Origin of the sequence: Pseudomonas sp. RV120224-01b (assembly GCF_003208145.1) — a bacterium.
In the GTDB taxonomy this organism is placed as follows: Bacteria; Pseudomonadota; Gammaproteobacteria; order Pseudomonadales; family Pseudomonadaceae; genus Aquipseudomonas; species Aquipseudomonas monteilii.
This window is the reverse complement of the sequence record NZ_QKMQ01000001.1, coordinates 166,528-192,695: the sequence shown is the minus strand read 5'-3', so window position 1 is coordinate 192,695 and position 26,168 is coordinate 166,528. Positions and strand designations below refer to the sequence as shown.

The following is a 26,168-nucleotide window of genomic DNA, read 5'->3' as shown; positions in this document are numbered from 1 at the left end:
CTAACAAGGAACACCCATGAACGCAGCATTGAACAAAGGCCCGGCGCAGCGTGCGCCGTCCTATTACACCGCCTCCCTCAACGACCACACCGAGTACCCGCAGCTCAAGGGCACGGTGCAGGTGGATGTGGCCATCATCGGCGGCGGCTTTACCGGCGTGGCCACGGCGGTGGAGCTGGCCGAGCGTGGCCTGAAAGTGGCCATCGTCGAAACCAACCGCATCGGCTGGGGCGCCAGCGGGCGCAATGGCGGCCAGGTCACCGGCAGCCTGTCGGGTGATGAGGCCATGCGCTCGCAGATGCGCAACCACCTGGGTGGCGAAGTCGACGACTTCATCTGGCACCTGCGCTGGCGCGGTCACCAGGTGATCGAGCAGCGCGTGGCGCGCTATGGCATCGATTGCGACCTCAAGCGCGGCCACCTGCATGCGGCAATGAAACCTTCGCACATGGACGAACTGCGCGCCTTCGAGGCCGAGGCCCGCCGCCGTGGCATGGGCGAGCAGGTGCAATTGCTGGACCGTGCGGCAGTGGCGGAGCACCTGCAAAGCCCGCTGTACCTGGGCGCACTGAAAAACCTGCGCAACCTGCACCTGCACCCGCTCAACCTGTGCCTGGGTGAAGCCCGTGCAGCCCACAGCCTGGGTGCACTGATCTTCGAGAATTCCGAGGTGCTGGACATCGTTCACGGCCCGCGCCCGGCAGTGGTCACTGCCCATGGCCGGGTCGAAGCGCGCCAGGTAATGCTGGCCGGCGATGTGTATCACAAGCTGGAAAAGCGCCAGCTCAAGGGTAAGATCTTCCCGGCCATGGGCGGCATCGTCACCACCGCGCCGCTGGGTGAGCTGGCCGAGCAGATCAACCCGCAGGACCTGGCGGTATACGACTGCCGCTTCGTGCTCGACTACTACCGCCTGACCGCCGACAAACGCCTGCTGTTTGGTGGCGGCGCCAATTACTCGGGCAAGGACTCACGCGATATCGAAGGCGAACTGCGCCCGTGCATCGAACGCACCTTCCCGGCGCTCAAGGGCGTGCCGATCGAGTTCCAGTGGAGCTGTGCCATGGGCATCGTGGTCAACCGCATACCGCAGTTGGGCAAGCTGTCGGACAACGTGTGGTATTGCCAGGGTTACTCGGGGCATGGCATTGCCACCAGCCACATCATGGGCGAGATCATGGCCGAGGCGTTGACCGGGACGCTGGAGAAGTTCGACACCTTCGCGCAGTGCAAGCATGTGCGGGTGCCGATGGGGGACTTGCTGGGGAACCCGCTGCTGGCGGCGGGGATGTGGTACTACCAGATGCTTGAAAAGCTGCGCTGATTTCACTGGCCTCTTCGCGGGTTTAACCGCGAAGAGGCCAGTAAGGCCAGCATAGACTCAGAAGATCAGGCGATCTTCTTCAGGCCCTGCTTCTTCAGCTCTTCATCACGCAACTCGCGACGCAGGATCTTGCCCACGTTGGTAGTTGGCAACGAATCACGGAACTCGATCTGGCGCGGTACCTTGTAGCCGGTAACGTTGGCACGCATGTGCTCCATCACCTGCTCCTTAGTCAGGGTCATGCCCGGCTTGACCACGATAAACACCTTGATCACTTCACCCGACTTCTCGTCCGGCACGCCAATGGCAGCGCACTGCAACACGCCCGGCAAGGCCGCCAGCACATCTTCCAGTTCGTTGGGGTACACGTTGAAGCCCGAGACCAGGATCATGTCCTTCTTGCGGTCGACAATGCGCATGTAGCCGTCCGCCTGGATCAGGGCGATGTCACCGGTTTTCAGCCAGCCTTCGCTGTCGAGGATTTCGGCGGTGGCGTCTTCGCGCTGCCAGTAGCCCTTCATCACCTGCGGGCCCTTGACGCACAGCTCGCCCACTTCGCCCAACGGCAGCTCGTTGCCGGCGTCGTCGATGATCTTGCACAGGGTCGAAGGCACCGGAATACCGATGGTACCCACCTGGTTGGCCTCTGCCGGGTTCACCGCCGCCACCGGGCTGGTTTCGGTCATGCCGTAGCCTTCGCAAATGGCGCAGCCGGTAACGGCCTTCCAGCGTTCGGCCACGCTCAGTTGCAAGGCCATGCCGCCAGACAGGGTGATTTTCAGCGCCGAAAAGTCCAGGGCGCGGAACGCCTCGTTGTTGCACAGGGCAACGAACAGGGTGTTGAGGCCGACAAAGCCGCTGAACTTCCACTTGCCCAGTTCCTTGACCATGGCCGGCAGGTCACGCGGGTTGCTGATCAGCACGTTGTGGTTGCCGATCAGCATCATCGCCATGCAATGGAAGGTAAAGGCATAGATGTGGTACAGCGGCAGCGGCGTGATCAGGATTTCGCAGCCTTCGTGCAGGTTGGAGCCCATCAGCGCCCGGCACTGCAGCATGTTGGCCACCAGGTTGCGGTGGGTCAGCATCGCCCCCTTCGCCACGCCCGTGGTGCCGCCGGTGTACTGCAGCACCGCCACGTCGTTGGCCTGCGGGTTGGCCTCGGTTACCGGCTGGCCCTTGCCCAATGCCAACGCGTCGTTGAAGCGTATGGCACGCGGCAGGTTGTAGGCCGGTACCATCTTCTTCACGTACTTGATCACGCTGTTGATCAGCAAGCGCTTGAGCGGCGGCAGCAGGTCGGCCACTTCGGTGACGATAACGTGCTTGACCTGGGTCTTGGGCACCACCTTTTCAGCCAGGTGAGCCATGTTGGCCAGACACACCAGGGCCTTGGCGCCGGAGTCGTTGAACTGGTGTTCCATCTCCCGCACGGTGTACAGCGGGTTGGTGTTGACCACGATCAGCCCGGCACGCATGGCACCGAATACCGCGACCGGGTATTGCAGGACATTGGGCAGTTGCACGGCAATGCGGTCACCCGGCTTGAGGTCGGTATGCTGCTGCAGCCAGGCCGCAAACGCCCCCGACAGCGCATACAACTCGCCATAAGTGATAGTCTTGCCCAGGTTGCTAAAGGCCGGTTTGTCGGCAAAGCGTTGGCAGGATTGCTTGAGTACTGCCTGGATATTGGGGAATTCGTCAGGATTGATTTCCGCCGTAATCCCGGCTGGGTACTTATCCTTCCAAAAATGTTCGATCATGGAAGCCCACTCCTTCAGCAACAGCGAAGTTCGATTGGCGCGTCGATGCGCTTATTATTGATATGAGACGGCGGTTCGTTGCAAACCGGATCGTCTGAAAGCGGGCCGAGAGTAACAGCTTTGCCTGGGGTCGCCTAGAGGCCAAAACAGGCCTTACAGTCACAAAAATGACTCAATGAACAATACAAGTCATTTTTAGAGTTTTTAACCAAAATGTCGCAGATCAGGCTGTAACAAGCCTGTTAGAGCCGTTTAAAGGCCTTCGCGGGCAAGCCCGCGAAGAAGCCTCCGGTATCAAGCTATGTCGCGCAGCTCCCGCCGCAAGATCTTGCCCACCGGCGTCATCGGTAACGACTCGCGCAGCACGATGTGCTTGGGCACCTTGTAGCCGGTAAAGTTGGCCTTGCAGTAGGCCTTGAGCTCATCCACGCTCAGCCCCCCCTCACGCGGCACCACGAACAGCTTCACCGCCTCGCCGGAACGCTCGTCCGGCACACCGATGGCTGCACAGTTGGCGACCTTGGGGTGGCCCATCACCACATCCTCGATCTCGTTGGGGTAAACGTTGAAGCCCGAGACGATGATCATGTCCTTCTTGCGGTCGACAATGCGGGTAAAACCGTCCGGGTCGATCACCGCAATATCGCCGGTCTTGAACCAGCCGTCCGCATCCAGGGCCTGGGCCGTGGCGTCGGGCTGCTGCCAGTAGCCCTTCATCACTTGCGGGCCCTTGATGCACAACTCGCCCCGCTCGCCCAGCGGCATCTCGTTGCCGTCATCGTCGATCACCTTGAACGCGGTACCCGCCACCGGGATGCCCACCGTGCCCAGCCGGGCAAGCTTGCCATAGGGGTTGGTGCTCGCCACCGGCGAAGTTTCAGTCAGGCCGTAGCCTTCGACGATGCGGCAGCCGGTCAGGTCTTCCCAGCGTTCGGCGGTGGCCTTGACCAGCGCCGTGCCGCCGGAGTTGGTGACCTTCAGCGCCGAGAAGTCCAGCTGACGGAACCCCGGGTGATCCATCAGCGCAACGAACAAGGTATTCAGCCCCAGCAGTGCGGAGAAACGCCACTTGCCCAGCTCCTTGATGAAGCCCGGGATATCCCGTGGGTTGGTGATCAGCACGTTGTGGTTACCGGTGACCATCATGCACATGCAGTTCGCGGTAAAGGCATAGATGTGGTACAGCGGCAGCGGCGCGATCATCACCTCCTGCCCGTCCTTGAGCAGCTTCTGCCCGTCGGGGCCATGCTGCGAGAAGCAGGCCAGCACCTGCAGCATGTTGGCCACCAGGTTGCCGTGGGTGAGCATCGCGCCTTTGGCCAAGCCGGTAGTACCGCCGGTGTATTGCAGCACGGCGATGTCGTCCAGGCTCAGCGGCACCGGTTTGGGTGACAGCTCGCGCCCTTGGCGCAGCACCTGTTTGAACGATACCGCCTGGGGCAAGTGATAGGCCGGCACCATCTTCTTCACTTTGTCGACCACGGTGTTGATCAGCCAGCCTTTGGCGGTGGGCAGCAGGTCGCCCATCTTCGCCTCGATCAGGTATTCGATGCCGGTATCGGGCAACACCTCCTGCACACGCTTGCCAAACATGTTCAGGTACACCAGTGCGCGCGCGCCGCTGTCCTTGAACTGGTGGCGCATTTCGCGCTCGGTGTACAGCGGGTTGGTGTTGACCACGATCAGGCCGGCGCGCATGGCACCGAAGACGGCGATGGGATACTGCAGCACGTTGGGCATCTGCACTGCGATGCGGTCACCCGGTTTGAGGTCGGTGTGCTGCTGCAACCAGCCGGCGAAGGCGGCTGAATGGCGCTCCAGCTCGGCGTAGGTGAGGGTCACGCCCAGGTTGCTGAACGCCGGGCGGTCGGCAAAGCGCTTGCAAGAGCGCTCGAACACCTCGACGACCGAGGCGTAGGCATTGATGTCGATGGTGGAAGGCACGCCCGCCGGGCGCTTGTCATTCCAGAAGTCGGCTTGCATTTATTATTGTTCCTCTGCCTGGACCTGCACTGCGTCCTTTAGTCCATTACCTGATCGCCAGCCGGCGAAAAGGCGTTGATCCGACGTTAACAGGTAAGTCCAAGGTGGCATATACGCCAAGTGCCGCCATTAACATTGTGAATCTTATTTGTGCCCTTCCTGCAATCCGGCCGGTTGTGCATACACTGTTCGGGTACCTGTGCGCACAAGGACCCGCCATGCCTCACGACGCCTTCTGGCTACCCGCCAGCGAGCACTGCAGCCTGTATGTGCACCAATGGCTGCCGGCCAAACCGGTGAAAGCCGTGGTGCTGCTGGCCCATGGCATGGCCGAGCATGCCGGGCGCTACCAACGCCTGGGGCAGGCCTTGAGCGAGGCCGGCTTTGCCCTGTTCGCGGCCGACCAGCGCGGTCACGGGCGCACTGCCGAACAGGGCAGCCTCGGCCTGTTCGCCCGCCATCATGGCTGGAATGCCGTGGTCAACGACCTCGGCCGGGTGGCCCAGCACATCGGTCAGCAATACCCGTGCACGCCGCTGTTCCTGTTCGGCCACAGCATGGGCAGCTACATCGCCCAGGCCTACCTGCTGCACCACAGTGCCAGCCTGCACGGAGCCATCCTGAGTGGCTCCAACTACCAGCCGGCGACGCTTTACCGCGTGGCCCGGCAGATTGCCCGGCTGGAAGCCTGGCGTCAGGGGCCGCTGGGTAAAAGTGCACTGATCGAATGGTTGTCGTTCGGCTCGTTCAACAAGGCTTTCAAGCCCAACCGCACGGCGTTCGACTGGCTCAGCCGCGACCCGGCCGAAGTCGACCTGTACGTCAACGACCCGTTGTGCGGCTTTCGTTGCAGCAACCAGCTGTGGCTCGACCTGTTACAAGGCTTGGCGCAGATCAGCCAGCCGAGTAACCTCGCGCAGATCGATCCGAACCTGCCGATGCTGGTGATCGGTGGTGAATGTGATCCGGTCAGTGCCGGCAAGCGTCTCACTCATCTGGCCGACGCCCTGCGCGCGACCGGCAATCGACATGTACAGCTGCGCGTCTATCCTGAGGCGCGGCACGAAGTGCTCAACGAAACCAACCGTGACGAGGTCACCGCCGATATTCTCGGCTGGCTTGAACAGGCGCTGGCCCTTGGCCGCCCTGTGCGCAGTGAATGATAGCCGCCCTCGCCCACCGCTTAAGGAAGCCCCGATGTCCCAGGTCACCAACACGCCTTACGAAGCCCTCGAAGTCGGCCAGAAGGCCGAATACAAGAAGTCTGTTGAAGAGCGCGACATCCAGCTGTTCGCCGCCATGTCCGGCGACCACAACCCGGTGCACCTGGACGCCGAGTTCGCCGCCAAGAGCATGTTCCGCGAGCGTATTGCCCATGGCATGTTCAGCGGCGCATTGATCAGTGCTGCAGTGGCCTGCACCCTGCCCGGCCCTGGCACCATCTACCTGGGCCAGAAAATGAGCTTCCAGAAGCCGGTGAAAATTGGCGACACCCTGACCGTGCGCCTGGAAATTCTTGAGAAGCTGCCGAAGTTCAAGGTGCGTATCGCCACCAATGTGTACAACCAGAACGATGAGCTGGTGGTCGAGGGTGAGGCCGAAATTCTGGCACCGCGCAAACAGCAGACTGTCGAGCTGGTGTCGCCGCCGAACTTTGTGGCCAGCTGAAGATTGATTTAGCCAGTACCGGCCCTTTCGCCGGCAAGCCAGCTCCCACAGGATCACCACAATATTCAGGCCTGTGGTGATCCTGTGGGAGCTGGCTTGCCGGCGATAGGGCCGGTACTGTCACCATTACTCCAGAGCCTGTAACCGCCGCTCGATATGCCTGCGCTCCGGCGCCTGCCGAGTCAAAGCCAGCGCCTGCCGCCAAGCCACACGCGCCGCCTCCACCTGCCCTAACTGGTAGTGCAACTCCGCCCGTGCCACATGCGCCAGGTGATAGTCCAGCAGCTCCCCCCGCGCCAGAATCCCTTCCACCGCCCGCAAGCCAACCTCCGGCCCATCCCGCTTCGCCAGCGCCACCGCCCGGTTCAGCTCCACCACGGCTGAAGGCCAATGTCGCTGCAGCACGTCATAAAGCCCGACAATCTCCGCCCAGTCCGTCTCCGCTGCCGTCGATGCTTCGGCATGCACCGCAGCAATCGCCGCCTGCACGGTATAGGCGCCGAACGCCCGGCTTTGCAGCGCCTGGCGCACCAGCTCGCAGCCTTCGTCAATGCGTTGCCGGTCCCACAGGCTGCGGTCTTGCAGCTCCAGCACCACCAGGTTGCCCTGGGCATCGGTTCGCGCCTGCTGCCGCGACGCCTGCAGCAACATCAAGGCCAGCAGGCCGACCGCCTCCGGGTCGGGCAGTAACTGCACCAACAACCGCGCCAGGCGAATGGCTTCGTCACTCAAGTCCTGCTGCAGCAACGCCTCGCCCGATGACGCCGAATAGCCTTCGTTGAACACCAGGTAGATCACCCGCAACACGCTCTCCAGCCGTTCGGGCAGTTCGTTCAGCTCCGGCACCTGGTACGGAATGCCGGCATCACGGATCTTGGCTTTGGCGCGGACGATGCGCTGGGCAATGGTGGCCGGGTTTTGCAGGAAGGCGCGGGCAATCTGTTCAGTGGTCAGGTCGCAGACTTCGCGTAGGGTCAGCGGTACCTGGGCATCGGCGGACAGTGCCGGGTGGCAGCAGGTGAAGATCAGCCGCAAGCGGTCATCGGCCAGCAACTCTTCTTCGCTGGGGTCCTGTGCCTGCCCGTCGAGCAGCATGCTCAGGTCTGCCTGGGAGCAGTTAAAACGGGCGCGCCGGCGCAGCGCATCGATGGCCTTGAAGCGCCCGGTGGAAACCAGCCACGCCCTTGGGTTTTCGGGGATGCCGTCGCGCTGCCAACGCTCGACGGCGATGAAGAAGGCATCATGCATGGCCTCCTCGGCCAGGTCGAAATCACCCAGCAAGCGGATCAACGTTGCCAAAATGCGCCGCGACTCCCGCCGGTACACCGCCTCGACTTCGGTGCGCACTTGCGCCAGTGCCGCCATCAGTCGGGCATCCGCTGGGTCACCACCTCCACCAGGCGGTCCAGGCTTTCTCCCCAGCCCAGGTGAAAGCCCATCTCCTCATGGGCCCGGCAGTCGGCGGCATTCCAGTGCCAGGCGCGGGCGGTGTAGCGGGTTTTGCCTTGCTCCTCGTCAAAGCTGATCACGGCGGTCATGAAGGCCTTGTTCGAGGGCACCCAGCCGGGGCCGAAGGCATCGGTGAACACCAGCCGCCGTGGTGCGGCAATTTCCAGAAACACACCCTGGTTCGGGTACTCGCTGCCATCCGGCGCGCGCATCAGGGTGCGGAACAGGCCGCCGGCCCACAACTGCATCTCGCACTCCGGGGTGGTCATGCCGTGCGGCCCCCACCACTGCATCAGCCACTGGGGCTCGGTCCAAGCGCGGAACACCTTGGCCGGGGGCGCGTCGATCAAGCGGCTGATGGACAACTCGTGTTGGGCAGGTGCAGGTTGGGCAAGGCTCATTATTGTTGTGCTCCTTTGCTGTCAGGGTTGCAGTTGGCGCACGGGCCTTACCTCGACGCTACCGACCCGTGCGGCAGGAATACCCTTGGCGATGTTCAGCGCCTCGTTCAAGTCGCGGGCCTCCACCAGGTAAAAACCCGCCAGTTGCTCTTTGGTTTCGGCGAACGGGCCGTCGGTCAGGCTCATGTGCCCGTTGCGCACGCGTACCGTGGTGGCGGTCTGCACAGGCTTCAGCGCCTCGGCCGCCAGCATTCGCCCGGAGCCCTGGATGGCTTCGGCATACGCCATGCATTCGGCGTCTTCCGGGCTGTCGGGCAGGCTGTGCAGCAGCCCCTCGTCACAATAGACCAGGCACAGGTATTTCATGGTCGCCTCCAGGGCATTGGCAAAGTGCGTTTGGCGATAACGACTCAGGGCTTGAGATCGAACAGGGCTTTCTGGGTTTCCATGTCGAACGGCGCCGACCAGTGCTCATGGATCACCTGCCACTGGCCACCCTGACGACGATAGCCCACGGTGGCACGCATGAAGCCGCACTGGCTTTCGTCATCGCCCGGCCCGCAGCGGTTCAGCCAGTGGGCCAGGGCCAGGTCGCCAGCGGCGTGTACGGTGAGTTCGGCCAGTTCGAAGACCATGGGGCCGGTGCACATGCCCATGCACATTTCCCAGTGCGCGGTGTAGGCAGCCTTGCCCTTGAATTGCAGGGCCTGGATGGCATCGAAGGCGACGATGTCATCGGCATAAGGGGCGGTGATGTTGGGGATGTCGCGATCGCGCACGGCCTGCATCCAGCGCTCGATCAGTTGGCGGATCTCGGTTTCGGCTGCGGTGCTCATCGGGGGTTCCTCCGACAGGTCATGGGGGCACGGTGGTGCCTTCACCTATGGTCGAACGGAGAGCGGAGGAATCGACAGGCGTTGGAAATTATTCTATCGAGCAGTGGCTTTATAGCCTGTAGGAGCGGGCTTCCCCGCGATCCATCTACCGATGGTGGATGGCACCGGCTGTGCCGGTGTTCGCGGCTAAAGCCGCTCCTACAGGGATCGCCTCAGCTTCAACCTTGCTGGCAACCCTCACCCATGGCCCGGTACTGGATGGTATGCACCTGGCCTTGGTGGTCTTCATAGGTCATGGTGGCAGGTACCACTTCGCAGACATTGGGGATGGTCGACAGGTTGATCACCCGTTTGATGTCCAGGTTCATGGAGTAGTCATACTGCTGAGCCACAGGCTGGCTGGAGACGGGGGTAGCCTCATCGGCGAGGGCGAACGAGGACATACCGACCAATGCAAGAATCAGTAGTGGTTTCATGTGGGTTTGCCTTTTGAGCATTCAAGCTGATCGATTGACTTCTATTGCCGTGAACGGCGCGGAGAAGTTGCCATCTACGGTGAAGATGGCACGAAGTACCGATCCCGCTTCGTACTGCCAGGGGGGATGTGTAAAAGTCTACTCTCGCTTGGCAATAGTTGAACCCCGTAGTCGGATATTCACCCTTGCCGGATTTGCAACAATCTGCGTCAAATTGGCCGCAAAACATCAAGCCAGAGCCTCTGGCCAGCTTTCAGGGCAGGACTCGCCATTTCATTAAAATATCTTCACTGCTCGACGCTTTCAGACACAGAACGCCGGCTGCTGGACCATTTTTACCGTCAGCACGGCTCGCGCATGCGTGCTGCGAGCGATGCGCAACTGTGGGTGGCGAGGGCGCCGGGCATCATTGCAGGCTTGAGCCTGAGCCCCGTGGGCGATGGCTATTGGCTGACCGGGTTGTTCGTCGACCCGCAACAGCGCAACAAGGGGATGGCCGGACGCTTGATCGAGGCGGCGCTGGAGCAGGCCAATGGCCCAACCTGGCTGTTCTGCCACCCGGACCTGATGCCCTTCTATCAGCGCCTGGGTTTCCACATGGCCGGGCAACTGCCCGAAAGCCTGGCAAGCCGCCTGCTGCGCTACCAGCGCAGCAAACGCCTGGTAGCGCTGGAGCGGGCTCAGTCGTCGCTGACGTCGAGCCCCGGGAACAGCACCTCGGTGTAACCGAACTTGGCGAAGTCCTGAATGCGCGATGGGTACAAACGGCCGATCAGGTGATCGCACTCGTGCTGCACCACCCGTGCATGGAAGCCGTCGGCAAAGCGGTTGATCGGGTTGCCCTGGGGGTCGACCCCTTCGTAGCAGATGTGCTTGAAGCGCGGCACCACGCCACGCAGGCCAGGCACCGACAGGCAGCCTTCCCAGCCGTCCTCGACCTCGGTGGAGGTCGGTGTGATGACCGGGTTGAGCAAAATGGTCTGCGGCACCGCTTCGGCATCCGGGTAACGTTCGCTGCGCTCGAAGCCGAAGATCACCAACTGCAGGTCGACGCCAATCTGCGGCGCGGCCAGGCCGACACCGCCCACATGGCGCATGGTTTCGAACATGTCGTCGATCAGTTGCTGCAATTCGGCCGTACCGAACAGGTGCTCGGGCACGGGCGGGGCGATGCGCAGCAGGCGTTCGTCGCCCATCTTGAGAATGTCACGGATCATCTGGGGTTCGGCTCGGAGGGTTGGGGCTCGCTCGGTTGCGGGTGTTCGTGGCCCAGCACGGTAATGGTTTGCGGGGCCTTGTGCCCTTCAAAATCCTTCTCGCCAGGGTTCTTGCCCTCGCTCGACATGTGCTCGATCACCGCGTTCATTTCCGCGCCCAGCAGCAACACGGCGGCGGAAATATAGAAATACAGCAACAGCACGATGATTGCACCAATGCTGCCGTACATGGCGTTGTAGTCGGCAAAGGTTTTCACGTAGTACGCAAAGCCCAGCGAGGCCACGATCCACACCACCACCGCCAGCACCGAGCCGGGTGTGATGAAGCGAAACTTCTGCTTCACGTCGGGCATCACGTAGTAGATCACCGCCACGGCCACCATCAGCAGGATGATGATCGCCGGCCAGCGCAAGATGGTCCACAGCGTTACGATAAACTCCTGCATGCCCACCTGTGAGGCAATCCACTCCATCACCTGCGGCCCCAGCACCATCAGCGCCGCCGCCACCAGTAGCATGCCGGCCAGGCCCACGGTGTAGATGATGGAAAGCGGTATGCGCTTCCATACCGGTCGCCCTTCGGGCACGTCGTAGGCGGCGTTCATGGCGCTCATCATCAGGCGCACGCCCGCCGACGCGGTCCACAGGGCAATCACGATACCCACCGACAGCAGCCCGCCCTTGGACTGCTGGAGTTGGTCGATTACCGGGTTAACCTGCTCCAGTGCCTGGGGCGGCAGCACCAGCTCGGTTTGCAGGCGCAGCCAGGAGAAGAAGTCTGGCAGGTGCAGGAAACCGATCAGGGCAATCAGGAACAGCAAGAAGGGGAACAGCGAAAACAACGCCTGGTAAGCCAGCGCGGAGGCATAGGTGGACATCTCGTCGTCGAGGAATTCCTTGACGGTGCGTACCAGCACGCGGTGCAGGGGCAGACCGCGCAGGTCGGGGAAAATCATAGCGTCTCCTTTCGCCGCTTGATTCATCAGTACAGCGGGTAAGTCTAATAGACCCTGCGGTTGCTGTGCTGCTCCCCGCCATGCTTGAAGAATTTGCTTATACAGGTCCGGCCTCTTCGCGGGCTTGCCCGCGAAGAGGCCGGGTCAGGCTGCCTCGAATCAAGGCTTCTTCACCGCATCCTTCACATTGCCCTTGATCTGCTGCGCCTCGCCCTTCAGTTCCTGCGCCTTGCCCTCGGCCCGCAGCTTGTCGTTGTCGGTCACCTTGCCGACGCCCTGCTTGATGTTGCCGATCGCTTCGTTGGCCAGGCCTTTCGCTTTGTCTGTAGTACCGCTCATGGCAAAACTCCTGCAATGGGAGACACGTGAACCGTGTCGACAGTCGGTGGACCCAACGCCCTCGCCAGGAGTTTCAACGGATTTGTAACGCTTGAGCCAAGCGGTAAAACTGCGGGCGAATACCGCACCGAATCGCCCCTGCGCCTGCGCGATGCCATCAACCCTGCCCTAGAATCCTCCGCAAACGTCCGCCCAAAGCAGGCTGGCACTTCATAAAAACAATGTTTTCCGGATACCCGCACCCATGCGTCTGATGCCTGCGTTGGTGGCCTTGCTGCCACTGCTCCCCTTGCCCGCCCTGGCCGCCGCACCGGCCAACCCTGAAACCCTGCGTGTCGAGCATTACGCCGACGATGGCCAACCCGGCTCGCTGCGCTGGGCCATCGAAACCAGCAACCAGAACCCTGGCCATTACCGCATCGACATTGCGCCAGTGGGCAAGCCGCCCTACGTCATCCGCCCCAATAGCCCCCTGCCAGAAATCAAAGGCCCGGTGCGCATCACTGGCCTGCCCTGGGCACGCGATGGCCAATACATCGCCATCGACGGTTCGGCTTACATCAAGGACCAAGGCGTGCGCACCTGCCCCGGCGCCCTGCCCGGCCAGTTCGGCACCAACGTGCGCACCACCACCAACCCGGGGCTGGTGCTGCGCGATACCCAAGGCGTGCATTTGAGCGGCCTGGAGGTGCGCAACTTCTGCATCGGCATCCTGGTCAACCGCGCCAGCGGCAACGTGATCGAAGACAACCGCATCGTCGCCAACAAAGGCGGCGCGGGCATCATGCTGACCGGTGATGACGGCGCCGGTAATCCCACCGCCACCACCACGAACAACAACAAGGTGCTGCGCAACCAGCTGATCGACAATGGCGACGGCCTGGAGCTGACCCGTGGCGCGGCGTTCAACCTGGTGGCCGACAACCTGTTCCGCTCCACCGCTGCCAACCCTGAGCCCTCGCAAGGCATCGAGATTCTGCTGGGCAACGACAACAGCGTGGTGCGCAACCGCTTCGAGAACTACTCCGACGGCCTGCAGATCAACTGGGGCAAGCGCAATTACCTGGCAGCCAATACCTTCAGCGGCAACTCGATCGGGGTCAGCGTGACCGGCGAGAGCAACATCCTCGACGGCAACCTGATCCACGGCAACCGCATCGGCGTGGCCCTGCGCCCGGAGCCGGACACGACCGCCACGCGCCTGAGCGCCAACCGCATCTGGGGTAACAGCCAGGATATCCGCCGCTGCGAGGCGGGCGGCTCGTGCGTGCCTGACCAACGCACGGGCGCCATCGTGTTTGGCGTCCCGGCGCAGGCGCATGCGCTGTATGTGGGTTCGCGCGGGGTGGGGGCCGATTTGCCCAAGCAGGACCAGGCGATCATCTGTGATGCCAAAGGCGAGCCCAAGCCTTGCCAGCCGCTGCCTAACCACAACCAGCAGGCGCCACGGCTGATGGCGCTGGAAGGCAATGTATTGCGCGGCGAGGTGCAGGGGCCGGTGTCGAGCCTGTTGCGCGTGGAGTTCTTTGGTAATGCCCAAGCCGATGGCACCGAGGCGGAGCAGTACCTTGGAGACGTGCTGGTGAACAGTGACGAGCAGGGGCAGGCGCGGATTGCCCAGGTGCTGGAGAATATCGGCGGGTTGCGCAGCTTTACTGCGACGGTGACGACTGCTGATGGGGCTACTTCCGAGTTGAGCCTGCCGGTTCGGCGGTAAGGCTACTGGCCTCTTCGCGGGTTTAACCGCGAAGAGGCCGGCACAGGCACCGCAAATCACAAACCTTGCCCCGCCCCGTGCCACCCCTCACAATGCAGGCCTTCATAGCGTCAACCCGCAGGAACCTGCATGAAACTCGACAAACCCGCCGCCATCGCCCGGCGCAACGAAGCACTGGCCAAACCGGTGCTGAACAGCAACAACACGCTGTTCGCCATCCTGGACAACAAGCGCAACCTGTGGTGGTTCGAAGTACCCGTGAAGCTGCTGGGCAAAGGCCAGGCCGACTGGGTCAACCTGCTGTTGCACACGCCAGAAAGCGATGAGCTGCAGCACCTGAAGGTGCCCACCAATTTCCTCAAGGCTCACCTGGAGCAGATGGAAGTGCGCAAGCCCGGCAAGCGCCGCTCGACCATCAGCCTGGCCCTCAGCGCAGACCGCGACTCGCTGCTGCGCGACACCCGTCCGGGTGGCGAGCAGCTGGATTTTCGCAACTTCGTGCAGGCGTAAGGGCAGTCAGACCTTTTCGATACGGTCGTCATGGATGACGATCAGGCCCTGCTTGAACAACCCGCCAATGGCCTTCTTGAAGTTGCCTTTGCTGACGTTGAACAGCTTGCTGATCAGCGCCGGGTCGCTCTTGTCGCACACGCCCAACACCCCACCTTCAGCCTCCAGGCGTGCCATGATCTGCTCTTGCAGGCTGTCGGACAGGGCCGCGCCCACTGGCTGCAGGCTGAGGGCGATCTTGCCGTCGTGGCGCACTTCCTTGATGAAGCCCTTCTCGTGCATGCCCGAACGTAGGAACTTGAACACCTCGTTCTTGTGAATCAGGCCCCAGTGGCGGTTGTTGATGATGGCCTTGAAGCCCATCGGCGTTTCACCGGCCACCAGCAGCTCGACCGGTTGCCCGACCCTGTAGTCAGCCGGGGTGACGTCGAGGTAGCGGTCCAGGCGTGAAGTAGCGGTGATGCGGCGGGTGCGCTTGTCGAGGTAGACGTGCACCACGCAGTAGTCGCCGATCTTCAGCGGCCGCGCCTCTTCCGAGTACGGCATCAGCAGGTCCTTGGACAGGCCCCAGTCCAGGAAGATGCCGGCACCGTTGATGTCCTTGACCTTGAGGCTGGCGAATTCGCCGACCTGCACCTTGGGCTTTTCGGTGGTGGCGATCAGCTGGTCTTCGCTGTCCAGGTAGATGAACACGTTCAGCCAGTCATCGACTTCGGTTTCGGCGTTTTTCGGGATGTAGCGCCCGGGCAGCAGGATCTCGCCGTCGGCACCGCCGTCCAGGTACAGGCCGAAGTCCACGTGCTTCACGATTTGCAAACTGTTGTAACGCCCAAGCAGAGCCATTTCTGATGATCCTCAAGACAAGGGGGCTATTTTCCGGATAGACATGGGGTGGTGTCAAAGCTTCCGGACGGTTGCCCCTATGTGCTTGAGCTTTTGGGGCGCCGGATCAGAAATCGTAGCGCAGGTTCAGCGTCGCGTTTCTCGGCGCGCCATAGTGGCCATAGTTGCCGGCCAGGCCTGCGTAGTATTTCTTGTCGAAGATATTGTCCACGTTCAGTGTGGCCGCCAGGTTTTCGCTGATCTTGTAGCGGGCCATCAGGCTGGTCACTGCGTAGTCGTCCTGGGTGATACGGGTCTTGTAACTGGTGACCATGGATTGCTTGGAGTTCCAGTTCACGCCACCGCCTACGGTCAGGCGGTCCCACTCACCAGGCATGCGGAAGGTGGTCCACAGTCGGAAGGTGTCCAGAGGCAGCTGAGGGGTCTGGCGAGTGCCGCTGGAGTCCTCTGTGCGCGAATGGCTGTAGCCAGTATGCACTTCCAATCCTGGTGCTACTTCGCCGGACAGTTCAAGGTCGATACCTTTGGTCTCGGCACCACTTACCGCCTTGTAAGCCGACCACGTTTCTTCTGCCGGTGCCACGAAATCAGTGTCGAGCACGGCGAGGTTGTCACGCTTGATCAAGTAGATCGCCGCGTTGGCATTCAGGCGACCATTGTAAAATTCGCCTTTCCAGCCCATTTCATAGTTCTGGCCAATTACCGGGTCGAGGGTCTTGCGGTTGCGGTCGACGTTGGTCTGCGGCTTGAAGATATCGGTGTAACTGACGTAGACCGATTGCTCATCGTTCAGGTCGTAGATCAGGCCGGCATAGGGCGTTACCTCACCGCGTTCCTGCAGGTTCGATACATAAGGCGTGTTGGTGGTAAGTACGACTTGCTCGGAGTTGGAGCGGTAGCTGGTGGTACGGGCTCCCAGGATCATATGCAGGTCGTCGGTGAAGTTCAGGCGAGTGGCAATGAAGTAGCCGGTCTGGCGGATGTTCAGGTCGTAGTCCAGCAGGGGTGAATAACTGCCTGGTTGTGGAACACGGTTACCCCAAGTGTAAAAGTTGAAGTCGGCGGCGCCGGCCGTTCCGGTGAAGTGATTGTTCCTGTAGTCCATGTAGTCGAAGCCGGTAACCAGTTCGTGGGTTCGGCCAAACAGTTCGAAAGGACCTTGCAGTGTAATATTCGCACCGCGCTGAACCTGATGGGCGTCAACTTGCAGCAGGTCGAGCTTGGCATTGCCGGTGGCTTGATCAAGGGTGGATACCCCCGCACCGGTGCGGTAGAACGCTGACAGCGAGTCGCGATCCACATCCATGTAGTTGCTGGCTACTTTCAACTGCCAGCCATTGCCAAGCTCCTGGTCCAGGCCGAAGGAGTAGTTCCTGGTGACGTAGTCTTCATACATCCAGCGCGGGCCGGAGCTGGTCGAGCGGGAAAAGTTGGTGGGCTGGCCGTTACTGAAGAACAGCGGCACACCTGGCGCCCCGTTGGCGTCGTAGGTCTGGTAGTCCATGCCGAAGCGCACGGTGGTGGTATCGGTCAGGTCCGCTTCGAGCACGCCGTACACAAGATCACGGTCCTGGCTGTACCAGTCCATGAAGCTCTGGTTACTCTGCTTGGCGGCCACCAGGCGGCCACGCAGCTTGCCGCTTTCGATCAGCGGGCCAGAAACGTCCGCCTCTGCGCGGTAGTAGTCCCACGAGCCGACACCGGCCTGTACGTAAGACTGGAACTCACGGGTGGGGCGCTTGCGTACCATGTTGACAACGCCGTTGGGCTCACCCGCACCGGTCATCAGGCCAGTGGCGCCGCGCACGATTTCTATACGGTCGAACATGGCCATGTCCATCAAGGTGTTGGGCATGTTGCGTGTCAGGTAGTCCTGAGTGGTGTTCACGCCATCAAGCTGATAGGTACTGATTTCCGAACCGCGAGAATAAATGTGAAAACGCTCGCCGCCGTCCTGGGACATAGTGATGCCCGGGTTCTGTTTCAGCACGTCGGTGATGCTTGCCAAGTGCTGATCATCCATCTGTTGGCGGGTAATGACGCTGATGCTCTGCGGCGTTTCCCGAATAGACAGATTCATCTTCGTCGCCGTACTGGTCGACCCGGTCGTATAAGACCCTGTCCCTTCCGTCGTAGCCCCCAAACCTGCGGCATTGATGCTGGTCGCACCCAGTTCGAGCGCGCCATCCGTCGAGCGCGGCAGCAGCACGTAATTGCCATTGCTCGCGGCCATTACCTGCAGCTCACTCCCCGCCAGCAACCGGGCAAAACCTTGTTCAACGCTGTACGTCCCCTGCAACCCCGGGCTGTGCTTGCCCTGGGTCAACTTGGCTTCGAACGACAACACCACCCCCGCATCGCTGGCAAAGCGGCTGAGCACCGCGCCCAGTGGCCCGGCGGCGATGGCGTAGCTGCGTGCGGCTTCGGCAGCACTGGCCTGCCCGGCGGTACTCAGCGGATGAACCACACCCGCCTGCAACAGCAAGGCGGCGCTGAACATGGCAACGACAAGGGGTTTTCTGGGGTAGCTGTGTGGCGTAACGCGGCGATGCATGGGGGGCTCCTTCAAAGGCCTGTAGTGGCGGTTTGCAGGAGGGGTCGTGTGAAACCGGAAAACCGACAATGCAAACGAGAAATATTTTTAAAAAAACCCGATGCAGCATCAGCCCAAAGGCCGCACCCGTACCCAGAACCGTGTGCGGGTCTCGATACGCACGGGCAGCGCCTGGGCAATCGCCTCCAGCGCACGCGCCGTATCGTCCAGCGGGAAAGCGCCGGAAAGGCGCAGGTGCGCAACTTCCTTGGCGCATTCGATAAAGCCCGGGCGATAGCGCTGCAATTCATCCAGCACCCGAACCAACGGCCAGTTGTCGATCACCAGCCGGCCATTCACCCACTCGTCCCGATTAAGGTCGAGCACCTGGGGCGCAGGCAATGGCCCCGAACCAAAACGCAGGCTCATGCCCGCCTCCACCCGAAGCGGCTCGGCCTCTGGCCGGTTGCGCACGGCAACGGCATGTTCAAGCACATCCAGTTCAGTCTGCCCGTCCAGCTGGCGCACGACGAAGCGCGTACCCAACGCACGCATCTCACCCTGTTGGCTGCGCACGCTGAGTGGCCGTGCATCCTTGGCTGTCGTCACCATGATCTCCCCCGCGCGCAGGATGATCAGGCGTTGCAAGTGGTCATAGCGAATGTCCACGGCGCTGGCCGTGTTCAGCGTTAGTTGGGTGCCATCTTCCAGCCTCAGCTGGCGCCGCTCACCCGTCGCGGTGCGCACATCAGCCAGCCACAGCGGCGTCTGCCGATAGCCGGTCCAGGCCAGGCCGGACACACCAAGGCCCAGCACCAGGCCCTTGAGCACAGTACGCCTGCCTGCCAATGGAGGTTCCACCACCAGCGTCCGTTGCGCCACGGTCGCCGGCACACTGCGCAACTCGGCGTGAAAGGCCTCCAGACGCTGCCAAGCCCATTGATGAACCGGGTCGCCCTGATGCCAGGCCTGCCAACGCTGATACAGCGCCGGGTAGTCCGCCCCGGCACTCAAACGGGCATGCCACTGCGCCGCATCACGCAGCGCCTGCCTTTGCTGCGCCGGGCTCACAGCTCGGCATCCAGCGCGAACAACAGGCACTGCTCAGTGGCCTTGGCGATGTATTTGGTCACCGAACTGACAGACACACCCAGGCGTTCGGCAATTTCGGCGTAGCTCAAGCCTTCGAAGTGTGAAAGAAACAGCGCCTGGCGCACCTTGTGGTTCAGGCCGTCCAGCATGGCATCGAGTTGCAGCAACGTTTCCAGCAGCACGACCCGATGTTCCGGTGACGCCTCCACCAGTTCCGGCTCCAGGGCCATGGCTTGCAGATAGGCCTGCTCCAATGACCGCCTGCGCAGGTGGTCAACCATCACCCGCTTGGCCACCGTCGCCAGAAAATTGCGCGGCTCGCGCAACGGGTGGGCCACCGTGCTGGCGATCAGGCGCACGAAGGTGTCCTGGGTCAGGTCCGCCGCCCGCTCCCGGTCGCCCAGGCGCCGGCGCAGCCAGCCTTGCAGCCAGCCGCTGTGGTCGCGGTACAGGCAGTGCATGTCATCGTGCGGTGCAGGCGGGACCTTGTACACGCAATCATCCTTGTAACGATGCGGATAAGAATTAGTCGCAATAATAGTGAGATTGCCGATGGAAGGAAACCGCCATTACCGCGATGCAATGGAACCCTGCGGCTACCCTTACCTCTACCGATTGGCCGTCACTGCAAGGAACAGCACATGCCTGTCCGCCTGCCCAAAGCCCTGCTTGTCGCAATCGGCTTCGCCCTGGCCCTGGCCGCCTGCAGCCGTATCGACCTGGCCTACCGCAACCTCGATCGCCTGGTGCCGTGGTCGCTGGGCGATTACCTGGACATGAACCGCGAGCAGAAGGCCATGCTCGACGACCGCTTGCGCGAGCACCTGGCCTGGCATTGCAAGACCCAACTGCCCGGTTACCTCGACTGGCTGGACCGGGTACGCGGCATGGTCGCTGACGACCAGGTGACCGACCAGGCCCTGCAGCAACGTACCCATGAGGCCCGCGAGGCGATTGGCCGGGTGGCAGAAGCAATCACCCCGTCGGCCACTGAACTGCTGCGTGGCATGAGCGACACCCAAGTGGCGGAAATGCGCGATGCCTTCCGCGACGACATCAGCGAACGGCAGAAGCAGTATGTGGATACACCGCTGGCCAAACAGATCGCCCGCCGTACCGAGCGCATGGAAAAACGCCTGACGCCATGGCTGGGGGAACTGACGCCAGTGCAAAAGCAGCGGGTGCAGGCCTGGTCGCAGGCGCTGGGTGACCAGAACCGCGAATGGATCGCCAACCGCGCCCACTGGCAGCAGCAATTGCTGCTGGCGATGAACCAGCGCAATGACGCGAGTTTCGAGCCGCGGCTGGCGACGTTGCTGCAGCGCAAGGAGAGTTTGTGGACGCCGGCGTATCGTGCGGCGTTTCAGAATACCGAGCGGCAGGCGCGCAGTTTACTGGTGGACCTGGTGCAGCAAAGCACGCCGCAGCAGCGGCGGTTTTTGCAGGATCGGTTGGGCAAGGTGCGGACGGATTTCAGTGAGTTGAAGTGTTTGAAGGGGTGAGTGCCAATCACCGTCCCTTGCGCCGGTACGGAAACACATCAATCACCTTCCCCTCTCGAATCGCCGCCTGCAGCCCCTTCCAGTAATCCGCGTCATACAACTCCCCATGCAAGCGGCTGAACAACCGCCGCTGGCCGATATCGGCAAACAGAAACGGCGGAAACTCTTCGGGAAACACATCATGCGGGCCGATCGAGTACCACGGTTCGCCCGACATTTCGTCTTCCGGGTAACGCGGCGGCGGGATATGGCGGAAATTCACTTCGGTCAAAAAGCTGATTTCGTCATAGTCGTAGAACACCACCCGGCCATGACGCGTCACCCCAAAGTTCTTCAACAACATGTCACCCGGGAAGATGTTCGCCGCCGCCAACTGCTTGATGGCCAGGCCATAGTCTTCCAGCGCCTCATGCACCTGGCCTTCGCTGGCATGCTCCAGGTACAGGTTCAGCGGCGTCATGCGCCGCTCGGTCCAGCAGTGGCGGATCAGCACCGTGTCACCCTCCAGCGCCACGGTCGATGGCGCCACCTCCAGCAGCTCGGCCAGGCACTCTGGCTCGAATTTGTCACGCGGGAAGCGAAAGTCTGCAAATTCCTGGGTATCGGCCAAACGCCCGACACGGTCGACACTTTTCACCAGTCTGTACTTGTCGATCACCGTAGCGCGGTCAACGGTTTTCGAGGGCGAAAAACGGTCCTTGATGATCTTGAACACCGTATTGAAGCCCGGCAGGGTAAACACGCTCATGACCATGCCACGCACGCCGGGTGCCATGACGAAGCGGTCGTCGCTGCTCGCCAGGTGGTTGATCAGCGCCCGGTAGAACTCCGACTTGCCGTGTTTGTAGAAACCGATTGAAGTGTACAGCTCGGCAATGTGCTTGCCGGGCAAGATGCGCTTGAGGAAGTTGACGAACTCGGCCGGCACCGGCACATCGACCATGAAGTACGAGCGGGTGAAGGAAAAGATGATCGACACCTCGGCCTCGTCGGTAATCAGCGCATCGGCCTCTACGCCATGCCCCTCACGGTGCAACAGCGGAATCACCAGTGGCCACTGCTCGTCGCTGTTGTAAAGCCGGCCGACCAGGTAGGCCCCCTTGTTGCGGTACAACACCGGTGAAAACAGCTCCACCGCCAGCGTCGGGTCCTTGCAGACCCAGTCCGGCAGGCACTCGCGCAGCTGTTCCTCAAGGCGTGACAGGTCGCTTTCAAGGTCGCCATAGACGAATGCGTAGTCGGCGAAGATCGCCCGCAACAGGCCCTTGAGGCTGCCATCGGGGCGATAGGTACGGGTTTGCGCAGCACGCTGGTGGCTGCGGATCGACGGTCGGGTGGTGTGGATGAACATGCAGCCGTCGCTGATCTGGTCATGGCTGAACAGGCTGCAGAACAGCGAGTTGTACCAGGTTTCCGACAGTTCATCGTCCAGGCGCGGGTCGATCAGGCCTATGTAGGCACTTTTCACCAAGGGCCACTGACCGACCTCCAGCAGCACCTCGTCATCGAACGCATCCCGCAACCAGCCGTTGACCTCGCCGACCTTCTGTTCATACAGGTTGATCCGTGCGGCGGCGGCGCGCTGGCACGCTTGCCAGCGCGCCTGTTCGAAACGCTCACGGGCACCGAGGGTGATGCGGCGAAAATGCTCGCGATAGTCGTCAAAGCCATCGAGGATCATCCGGGCGATCTCGCCGGCAGGCCAGTGCTGGGTCATGCGGGACACCTCGGTGCGGGGTGAGATAGACAGCTTAGCCGCACAGGATTACACCGCAAGAAAGCACAAGAATCTCCCCGCCCCCTCGCGTAAACTCGCGCCCCTGCCCTGCCTCCGGAGACCGTTGTGAGCCCCATCGCCCTAGCCCGCCTGCTAACCCTTGCCGCCGTCTGGGGGGCGAGTTTCCTGTTCATGCGCATCATCGCCCCGGAGCTGGGCACGGTGCCGACCGCGTTCTTCCGCGTGTCCATCGCTTGCCTGGGCCTGGTCGCCATCGTCGCCGCCGCCCGCGTACGCTGGGACTTCCAGGGCAAGCTCGGCGCCTGCCTGGTGCTGGGCATGATCAACTCTGGCATCCCCGCCACCTTCTATTCCGTAGCGGCCCAGGTGTTGCCGGCCGGCTATTCGGCCATTTTCAACGCTACCACGCCACTGATGGGCGTACTGATCGGCGTGCTGTTCTTCCGCGAACCCATGACCCCGCCCAAGCTTTGCGGCATTTTCCTGGGCCTGTTCGGGGTCGGCATCCTCAGCGGCGCCGGCCCGGTGGCACTGGACATGGCCTTGGTGCAAGGCGCCCTCGCCTGCCTGGCGGCCACCACCTGCTACGGCTTTGCCGGGTTCCTCGCCCGCCGCTGGGTCAGTGGCCTGGACAGCCGCCTGTCAGCACTGGGCAGCATGCTCGGTGCCACCCTCATGTTGAGCCCGCTGTTCGGCTGGAGCGCACTCACCCAACCGCCCGCCAGCTGGGGCGGTTGGCAGGTTTGGCTGTCGCTGCTGGGCCTGGGCCTGCTGTGCACCGCATTCGCCTACATCCTGTACTTCCGCCTGCTGGAAGAAATCGGCCCGGTAAAAGCCAGCACCGTAACCTTCCTGATCCCGGCATTCGGCGTATTGTGGGGGGCGTGGTTGCTGGACGAGCCGCTGTCGATGGCACACCTGTACGGTGGCTTGCTGATTGGCGTGGCACTGTGGCTGGTGCTGCGCCCGGCGCGCAACTGAAGCGGGGTACACGATGAACAGCGCGTACAAAAAGGTCCTGTTCCGCCTGGAACAGGACGAAACCGGCTACCCACCGGCCTCGGTCGAGGGCCTGTGGGCAAAAGCCGTGGAAGGTGGCTATGCCGTCGACAATATTCCCTTCCACGTTTACGGCATCGCACCGGGCGACGTCATCGGCACCCATGAAGAAGCCGGCGAGACCTGGTTCGCCGAACTGCGCCAGCGCAGCGGCAGCTCGGTGTTTCGGGTGGTGGTCAAACCGCCGGAAACCCTGGACCAGGTACGCGCAGCCTTGCAGGACTTCGGCTGCAACTGCGAAACCGAGCAGGCCGTGAAGATGCTGGCTGTCGAGGTGCCATCGCAGCGGTCGCTCGATACCCTGCTCTACTACCTGCTCACCCAGCGTGAAGCCGGCCTGCTGGACTTCGAGGAAGGCGTGCTGCGCCACACCATCCCCGAAGAGTTCCGCTAAGGCTTACGCCTCGGCCAACCGCGCAACGGGTTTGCGAAACACGAACAGCAGGCCCACCACGATCAGCCCCATGCCCAGCAGGCTAAGTGGTGCCAGGCGGTTACCGAAGATCAGGAAGTCCATCACCGCAGTGACTGCCGGCACCAGGTAGAACAGGCTGGTGACATTGACCAGGTTGCCTTTGGCGATCAGCCGGTACAGCAGCAAGGTTGCCAGCAGCGAGACGACCAGGCCCATCCACAGCAGCGCGCCGACAAAGCCGCCCGTCCACTGCACATGCAGCGGCTGCAACGGCGCAAACAGCGCGCACATGGCAAAGCCGGCCAGGTACTGCAGCGGCAGCGTGCCCATGGGGTTGTCGGTGATGCGCTTCTGCAGGATCGAGCCCAAGGTCATGCTGACCAGCGCCAGCAAGGCGAACAGCATCCCCGCCAGCGAAACGCCGCCCAGGTTGATGCCCTGGTAAACCACCATGATCAAGCCACCCAACCCCAACCCAAGGCCGAACAGACGGCTCCAGGAACGCTGACGCTCCATCAGCACCACGGTCAGGATAGGTTGAACCCCCATCACCGTGGCCATCACGCCGGGGGTGACATGGGTGTTGAGCGCCAGCAAGTAGAAGATCTGGTACGCGCCCAGCAGCACACACCCGGTACCCAGTGCCCGCAGGATAGCCCCACGGCTGCGCGGCCAGCGCAGCCCCAGCAGCGGGCCGATCAGCAGCAGGCCGGCCAGGGCCAGCGCCGAGCGCAACAGCAGGAAGGCAAACGGGCTGGCATGCGCCAGGCCCAGCTTGGAGACGATCGCCCCGCTGCTCCACAGCAGGACGAACAGGCTGGTAGTGGCCGCCGAGGCCACGGAAGTTTTGGAAAAGACAGACATGTATGCACCTGTATTCGGGCAAATAAGCCGAACGGTGGGCGTAGACTTCAGCAGGGGAAGTAGCCGACCGTGTTCAGTAGGTTGCGTGTGCGAAAGGGTTCGGCCAGAAGCCGATCAGCCCAGCACGACCACGCAAGGAGGCGGAGCTACGCCGCCTACAACGCCACTGACAGGTGGTGGGTAGTGACTGATCATGGCCGGCTGCTGGCTGCCACGCACGAACATGCCCGCGACTGGCGCGATGGCAAAGCTTGTGATGGAAGGGCTGGCTGGCATGTTCAGGTCTTCAGGGAAGATATGTGTTTCGGAATATAGCGGTGAATGCCGGATTGGGCAACAACCTGAGCCGGCCAATTCGCGGCTGAAACCGCAAAGAGGCCGGCCCAGCCGGTCAGAACAACCAACGATAAAGCAAATAGGCCACCACCACCGCCAGCACCGGCCGCAGCACGCGGTAGGCCTTGGGGTTGGCGCGCTTGAACTGCTTCACATGGCCACTGATCTTGTTGCTGAAGCGCTTGCTCCAGGCATACGCCTGGTTGATTCCGCCCACGCGCTCGTCATCGGTATTCTGCGGCGCGGTGGCGCGACCGAGGAAGGCACTGACCTGGCGGTTGATGCGGGTCATCAGCGGGCTGCTCAGCGGGCGTTCGATGTCGCAGAACAGAATGACGCGGGTAACGTCGGTCTCGTTCTTGACCCAATGCACGTAGGTTTCGTCGAACATCACGTCCTCGCCATCACGCCAAGCGTACGCCTGGCCGTCGACGTAAATACGGCAGGCATCGGAGTTGGGCGTGGACAGGCCCAGGTGGTAGCGCAAGGACCCTGCGAACGGGTCACGGTGCGGGTTCAGGTGGCTGCCGCCAGGCAGCAGGGCAAACATCGCACCCTTGACGTTGGGGATGCTGCTGACCAGCTCGACGGTGCGCGGGCACAGCGTTTCGGCCGAAGGCAGAGGTTTGTCGTACCACTTCAGGTAAAAACGCTTCCAGCCTTTCTTGAAGAACGAGCCGAAACCGGCGTCATTGTCCTTCTCGGCGGCGCGGATGTAGCCCTCGTCGAACAGGCGCATGGCCTCTTCGCGGATTTCCTGCCAGTTGTCTTTCAACACGTCCAGTTCAGGGAAGCGCTGACGGTCCAGGTAGGGCTTGGACGGCACGCCGGAGAACAGGTACATCAAAGCGTTGTACGGGGCGAACAGCGCCGAATGGTTGACGAACTGGCGCAACACCGGCAGGCGGGCCTTGCCGCGCAGGTGCACGAACAGCACGCTGCCGAAAAACACCAGCAAGACACCCGCCTTGGCTGCAAAGGAAAAGGTCATGCTTTCACTCCTTGGGGAAGAGCCAGGGCTGCGCGTCCTGCTCTCCTGAAAATCATCCTGCCATCATAAACCGATCCCGCCGAGGTAAAAACAACCCGGGCGGGATCGCATTCATGAAGATTTTGCAATAAACCAGGCCGCCGATTGTTGCGCCGG

General features: G+C 62.0%; 27 protein-coding genes. 9 read left to right on the top strand and 18 right to left on the bottom strand.

Annotated elements, in window-relative coordinates; genetic code table 11:
* Window positions 1–16 precede the first annotated feature (16 nt).
* On the top strand, window positions 17–1,324 hold the full coding sequence (locus tag N436_RS00950) for an FAD-binding oxidoreductase (protein WP_105945402.1): 1,308 nt from the start codon (window positions 17–19) through the stop codon (window positions 1,322–1,324).
* A gap of 65 nt (window positions 1,325–1,389) precedes the next feature.
* On the opposite strand, the gene fadD1 is transcribed toward N436_RS00950, so the two are convergent.
* Both fadD1 and fadD2 read right to left on the bottom strand, forming a co-directional pair.
* Window positions 1,390–3,087, bottom strand: a complete 1,698-nt coding sequence (gene fadD1 / locus N436_RS00945) for a long-chain-fatty-acid--CoA ligase FadD1 (protein ID WP_027609399.1) — start codon at window positions 3,085–3,087, stop codon at window positions 1,390–1,392.
* A gap of 294 nt (window positions 3,088–3,381) precedes the next feature.
* Window positions 3,382–5,070 (bottom strand): long-chain-fatty-acid--CoA ligase FadD2, encoded by a 1,689-nt coding sequence (gene fadD2, locus N436_RS00940; protein ID WP_110740206.1) that lies wholly within the window; start codon window positions 5,068–5,070, stop codon window positions 3,382–3,384.
* Window positions 5,071–5,288: 218 nt separating this feature from the next.
* On the opposite strand from fadD2, the gene N436_RS00935 reads away from it, so the two are divergent.
* Window positions 5,289–6,233: an alpha/beta hydrolase gene (locus N436_RS00935; protein ID WP_110740205.1), complete on the top strand. Its 945-nt coding sequence runs from the start codon at window positions 5,289–5,291 to the stop codon at window positions 6,231–6,233.
* Window positions 6,234–6,267: 34 nt separating this feature from the next.
* On the top strand, window positions 6,268–6,738 hold the full coding sequence (locus N436_RS00930; RefSeq protein WP_051099445.1) for a MaoC family dehydratase: 471 nt from the start codon (window positions 6,268–6,270) through the stop codon (window positions 6,736–6,738).
* Between the two features lie 126 nt (window positions 6,739–6,864).
* On the opposite strand, the gene N436_RS00925 is transcribed toward N436_RS00930, so the two are convergent.
* The 5 genes from N436_RS00925 to N436_RS00905 all read right to left on the bottom strand — a co-directional run bounded on the left by N436_RS00925 (window position 6,865) and on the right by N436_RS00905 (window position 9,900).
* The gene (locus N436_RS00925) at window positions 6,865–8,103 is read right to left on the bottom strand and encodes an RNA polymerase sigma factor (RefSeq protein ID WP_110740204.1); all 1,239 of its coding nucleotides are present in this window, start codon (window positions 8,101–8,103) and stop codon (window positions 6,865–6,867) included.
* Window positions 8,103–8,588, bottom strand: a complete 486-nt coding sequence (locus tag N436_RS00920) for an SRPBCC family protein (RefSeq protein ID WP_105945410.1) — start codon at window positions 8,586–8,588, stop codon at window positions 8,103–8,105. Before N436_RS00920 ends, N436_RS00925 begins: the two co-directional genes overlap by 1 nt.
* 21 nt (window positions 8,589–8,609) lie before the next feature.
* Window positions 8,610–8,954, bottom strand: a complete 345-nt coding sequence (locus N436_RS00915; RefSeq protein WP_016711912.1) for a YciI family protein — start codon at window positions 8,952–8,954, stop codon at window positions 8,610–8,612.
* A gap of 44 nt (window positions 8,955–8,998) precedes the next feature.
* Window positions 8,999–9,424, bottom strand: a complete 426-nt coding sequence (locus N436_RS00910; protein WP_104835366.1) for a nuclear transport factor 2 family protein — start codon at window positions 9,422–9,424, stop codon at window positions 8,999–9,001.
* A 218-nt stretch (window positions 9,425–9,642) separates the two neighbouring features.
* Entirely contained in the window at window positions 9,643–9,900 is a 258-nt protein-coding gene (locus N436_RS00905; RefSeq protein WP_016711914.1) for a DUF2790 domain-containing protein, read from the bottom strand.
* 357 nt (window positions 9,901–10,257) lie between these two features.
* On the opposite strand from N436_RS00905, the gene N436_RS00900 reads away from it, so the two are divergent.
* Window positions 10,258–10,626, top strand: coding sequence for a GNAT family N-acetyltransferase (locus tag N436_RS00900; RefSeq protein WP_110740203.1), 369 nt, complete (start codon window positions 10,258–10,260; stop codon window positions 10,624–10,626).
* Here N436_RS00900 and def read toward each other — a convergent pair.
* The 3 genes from def to N436_RS00885 form a co-directional block, all read right to left on the bottom strand.
* Entirely contained in the window at window positions 10,581–11,117 is a 537-nt protein-coding gene (def, locus tag N436_RS00895) for a peptide deformylase (RefSeq protein WP_016711916.1), read from the bottom strand. The genes N436_RS00900 and def overlap by 46 nt on opposite strands.
* Window positions 11,114–12,073 (bottom strand): YihY/virulence factor BrkB family protein, encoded by a 960-nt coding sequence (locus N436_RS00890; RefSeq protein ID WP_105945414.1) that lies wholly within the window; start codon window positions 12,071–12,073, stop codon window positions 11,114–11,116. The genes def and N436_RS00890 overlap by 4 nt, the downstream gene beginning before the upstream one ends.
* 159 nt (window positions 12,074–12,232) lie before the next feature.
* The gene (locus N436_RS00885; RefSeq protein WP_060498688.1) at window positions 12,233–12,412 is read right to left on the bottom strand and encodes a CsbD family protein; all 180 of its coding nucleotides are present in this window, start codon (window positions 12,410–12,412) and stop codon (window positions 12,233–12,235) included.
* A 244-nt stretch (window positions 12,413–12,656) separates the two neighbouring features.
* On the opposite strand from N436_RS00885, the gene N436_RS00880 reads away from it, so the two are divergent.
* Together N436_RS00880 and N436_RS00875 are read left to right on the top strand one after the other, a co-directional pair.
* A complete protein-coding gene (locus tag N436_RS00880; protein ID WP_110740202.1) occupies window positions 12,657–14,129 on the top strand; it encodes a nitrous oxide reductase family maturation protein NosD in 1,473 nt (490 codons plus the stop codon).
* Window positions 14,130–14,258: 129 nt separating this feature from the next.
* Window positions 14,259–14,639: a hypothetical protein gene (locus N436_RS00875; RefSeq protein WP_060498687.1), complete on the top strand. Its 381-nt coding sequence runs from the start codon at window positions 14,259–14,261 to the stop codon at window positions 14,637–14,639.
* Between the two features lie 6 nt (window positions 14,640–14,645).
* Here N436_RS00875 and N436_RS00870 read toward each other — a convergent pair whose 3' ends face one another.
* From N436_RS00870 to N436_RS00855, 4 genes are all read right to left on the bottom strand, one after another.
* Complete coding sequence (locus N436_RS00870) at window positions 14,646–15,482, bottom strand: S1 RNA-binding domain-containing protein (RefSeq protein WP_110740201.1); 837 nt, start codon at window positions 15,480–15,482, stop codon at window positions 14,646–14,648.
* Between the two features lie 106 nt (window positions 15,483–15,588).
* Window positions 15,589–18,036: a TonB-dependent receptor gene (locus tag N436_RS00865; protein ID WP_105945416.1), complete on the bottom strand. Its 2,448-nt coding sequence runs from the start codon at window positions 18,034–18,036 to the stop codon at window positions 15,589–15,591.
* A 108-nt stretch (window positions 18,037–18,144) separates the two neighbouring features.
* Window positions 18,145–19,086 (bottom strand): FecR domain-containing protein, encoded by a 942-nt coding sequence (locus N436_RS00860; protein WP_105945417.1) that lies wholly within the window; start codon window positions 19,084–19,086, stop codon window positions 18,145–18,147.
* The gene (locus tag N436_RS00855) at window positions 19,083–19,601 is read right to left on the bottom strand and encodes a sigma-70 family RNA polymerase sigma factor (protein ID WP_105945418.1); all 519 of its coding nucleotides are present in this window, start codon (window positions 19,599–19,601) and stop codon (window positions 19,083–19,085) included. The genes N436_RS00860 and N436_RS00855 overlap by 4 nt, the downstream gene beginning before the upstream one ends.
* A 147-nt stretch (window positions 19,602–19,748) precedes the next feature.
* On the opposite strand from N436_RS00855, the gene N436_RS00850 reads away from it, so the two are divergent.
* Window positions 19,749–20,609: a DUF6279 family lipoprotein gene (locus N436_RS00850; protein ID WP_110740200.1), complete on the top strand. Its 861-nt coding sequence runs from the start codon at window positions 19,749–19,751 to the stop codon at window positions 20,607–20,609.
* 7 nt (window positions 20,610–20,616) lie between these two features.
* Here the strand turns inward: N436_RS00850 and aceK are convergent, their stop codons facing one another.
* Window positions 20,617–22,326: a bifunctional isocitrate dehydrogenase kinase/phosphatase gene (gene aceK, locus N436_RS00845; protein WP_105945420.1), complete on the bottom strand. Its 1,710-nt coding sequence runs from the start codon at window positions 22,324–22,326 to the stop codon at window positions 20,617–20,619.
* Between the two features lie 126 nt (window positions 22,327–22,452).
* Between aceK and N436_RS00840 the strand changes: the two genes are divergently transcribed.
* A complete protein-coding gene (locus N436_RS00840; protein WP_105945421.1) occupies window positions 22,453–23,328 on the top strand; it encodes a DMT family transporter in 876 nt (291 codons plus the stop codon).
* Between the two features lie 13 nt (window positions 23,329–23,341).
* Window positions 23,342–23,800, top strand: a complete 459-nt coding sequence (locus tag N436_RS00835; RefSeq protein ID WP_105945422.1) for a DUF4265 domain-containing protein — start codon at window positions 23,342–23,344, stop codon at window positions 23,798–23,800.
* Between the two features lie 3 nt (window positions 23,801–23,803).
* Here N436_RS00835 and N436_RS00830 read toward each other — a convergent pair whose 3' ends face one another.
* The 3 genes from N436_RS00830 to N436_RS00825 all read right to left on the bottom strand — a co-directional run bounded on the left by N436_RS00830 (window position 23,804) and on the right by N436_RS00825 (window position 26,012).
* On the bottom strand, window positions 23,804–24,685 hold the full coding sequence (locus tag N436_RS00830; RefSeq protein ID WP_105945423.1) for a DMT family transporter: 882 nt from the start codon (window positions 24,683–24,685) through the stop codon (window positions 23,804–23,806).
* Window positions 24,686–24,799: 114 nt separating this feature from the next.
* Entirely contained in the window at window positions 24,800–24,961 is a 162-nt protein-coding gene (locus tag N436_RS28505; RefSeq protein ID WP_177410862.1) for a hypothetical protein, read from the bottom strand.
* 115 nt (window positions 24,962–25,076) lie between these two features.
* Window positions 25,077–26,012 carry an aspartyl/asparaginyl beta-hydroxylase domain-containing protein gene (locus N436_RS00825; protein ID WP_105945424.1) on the bottom strand — a complete coding sequence of 312 codons (936 nt, stop codon included), beginning with the start codon at window positions 26,010–26,012 and terminating at the stop codon, window positions 25,077–25,079.
* Between the last annotated feature and the right edge of the window lie 156 nt (window positions 26,013–26,168).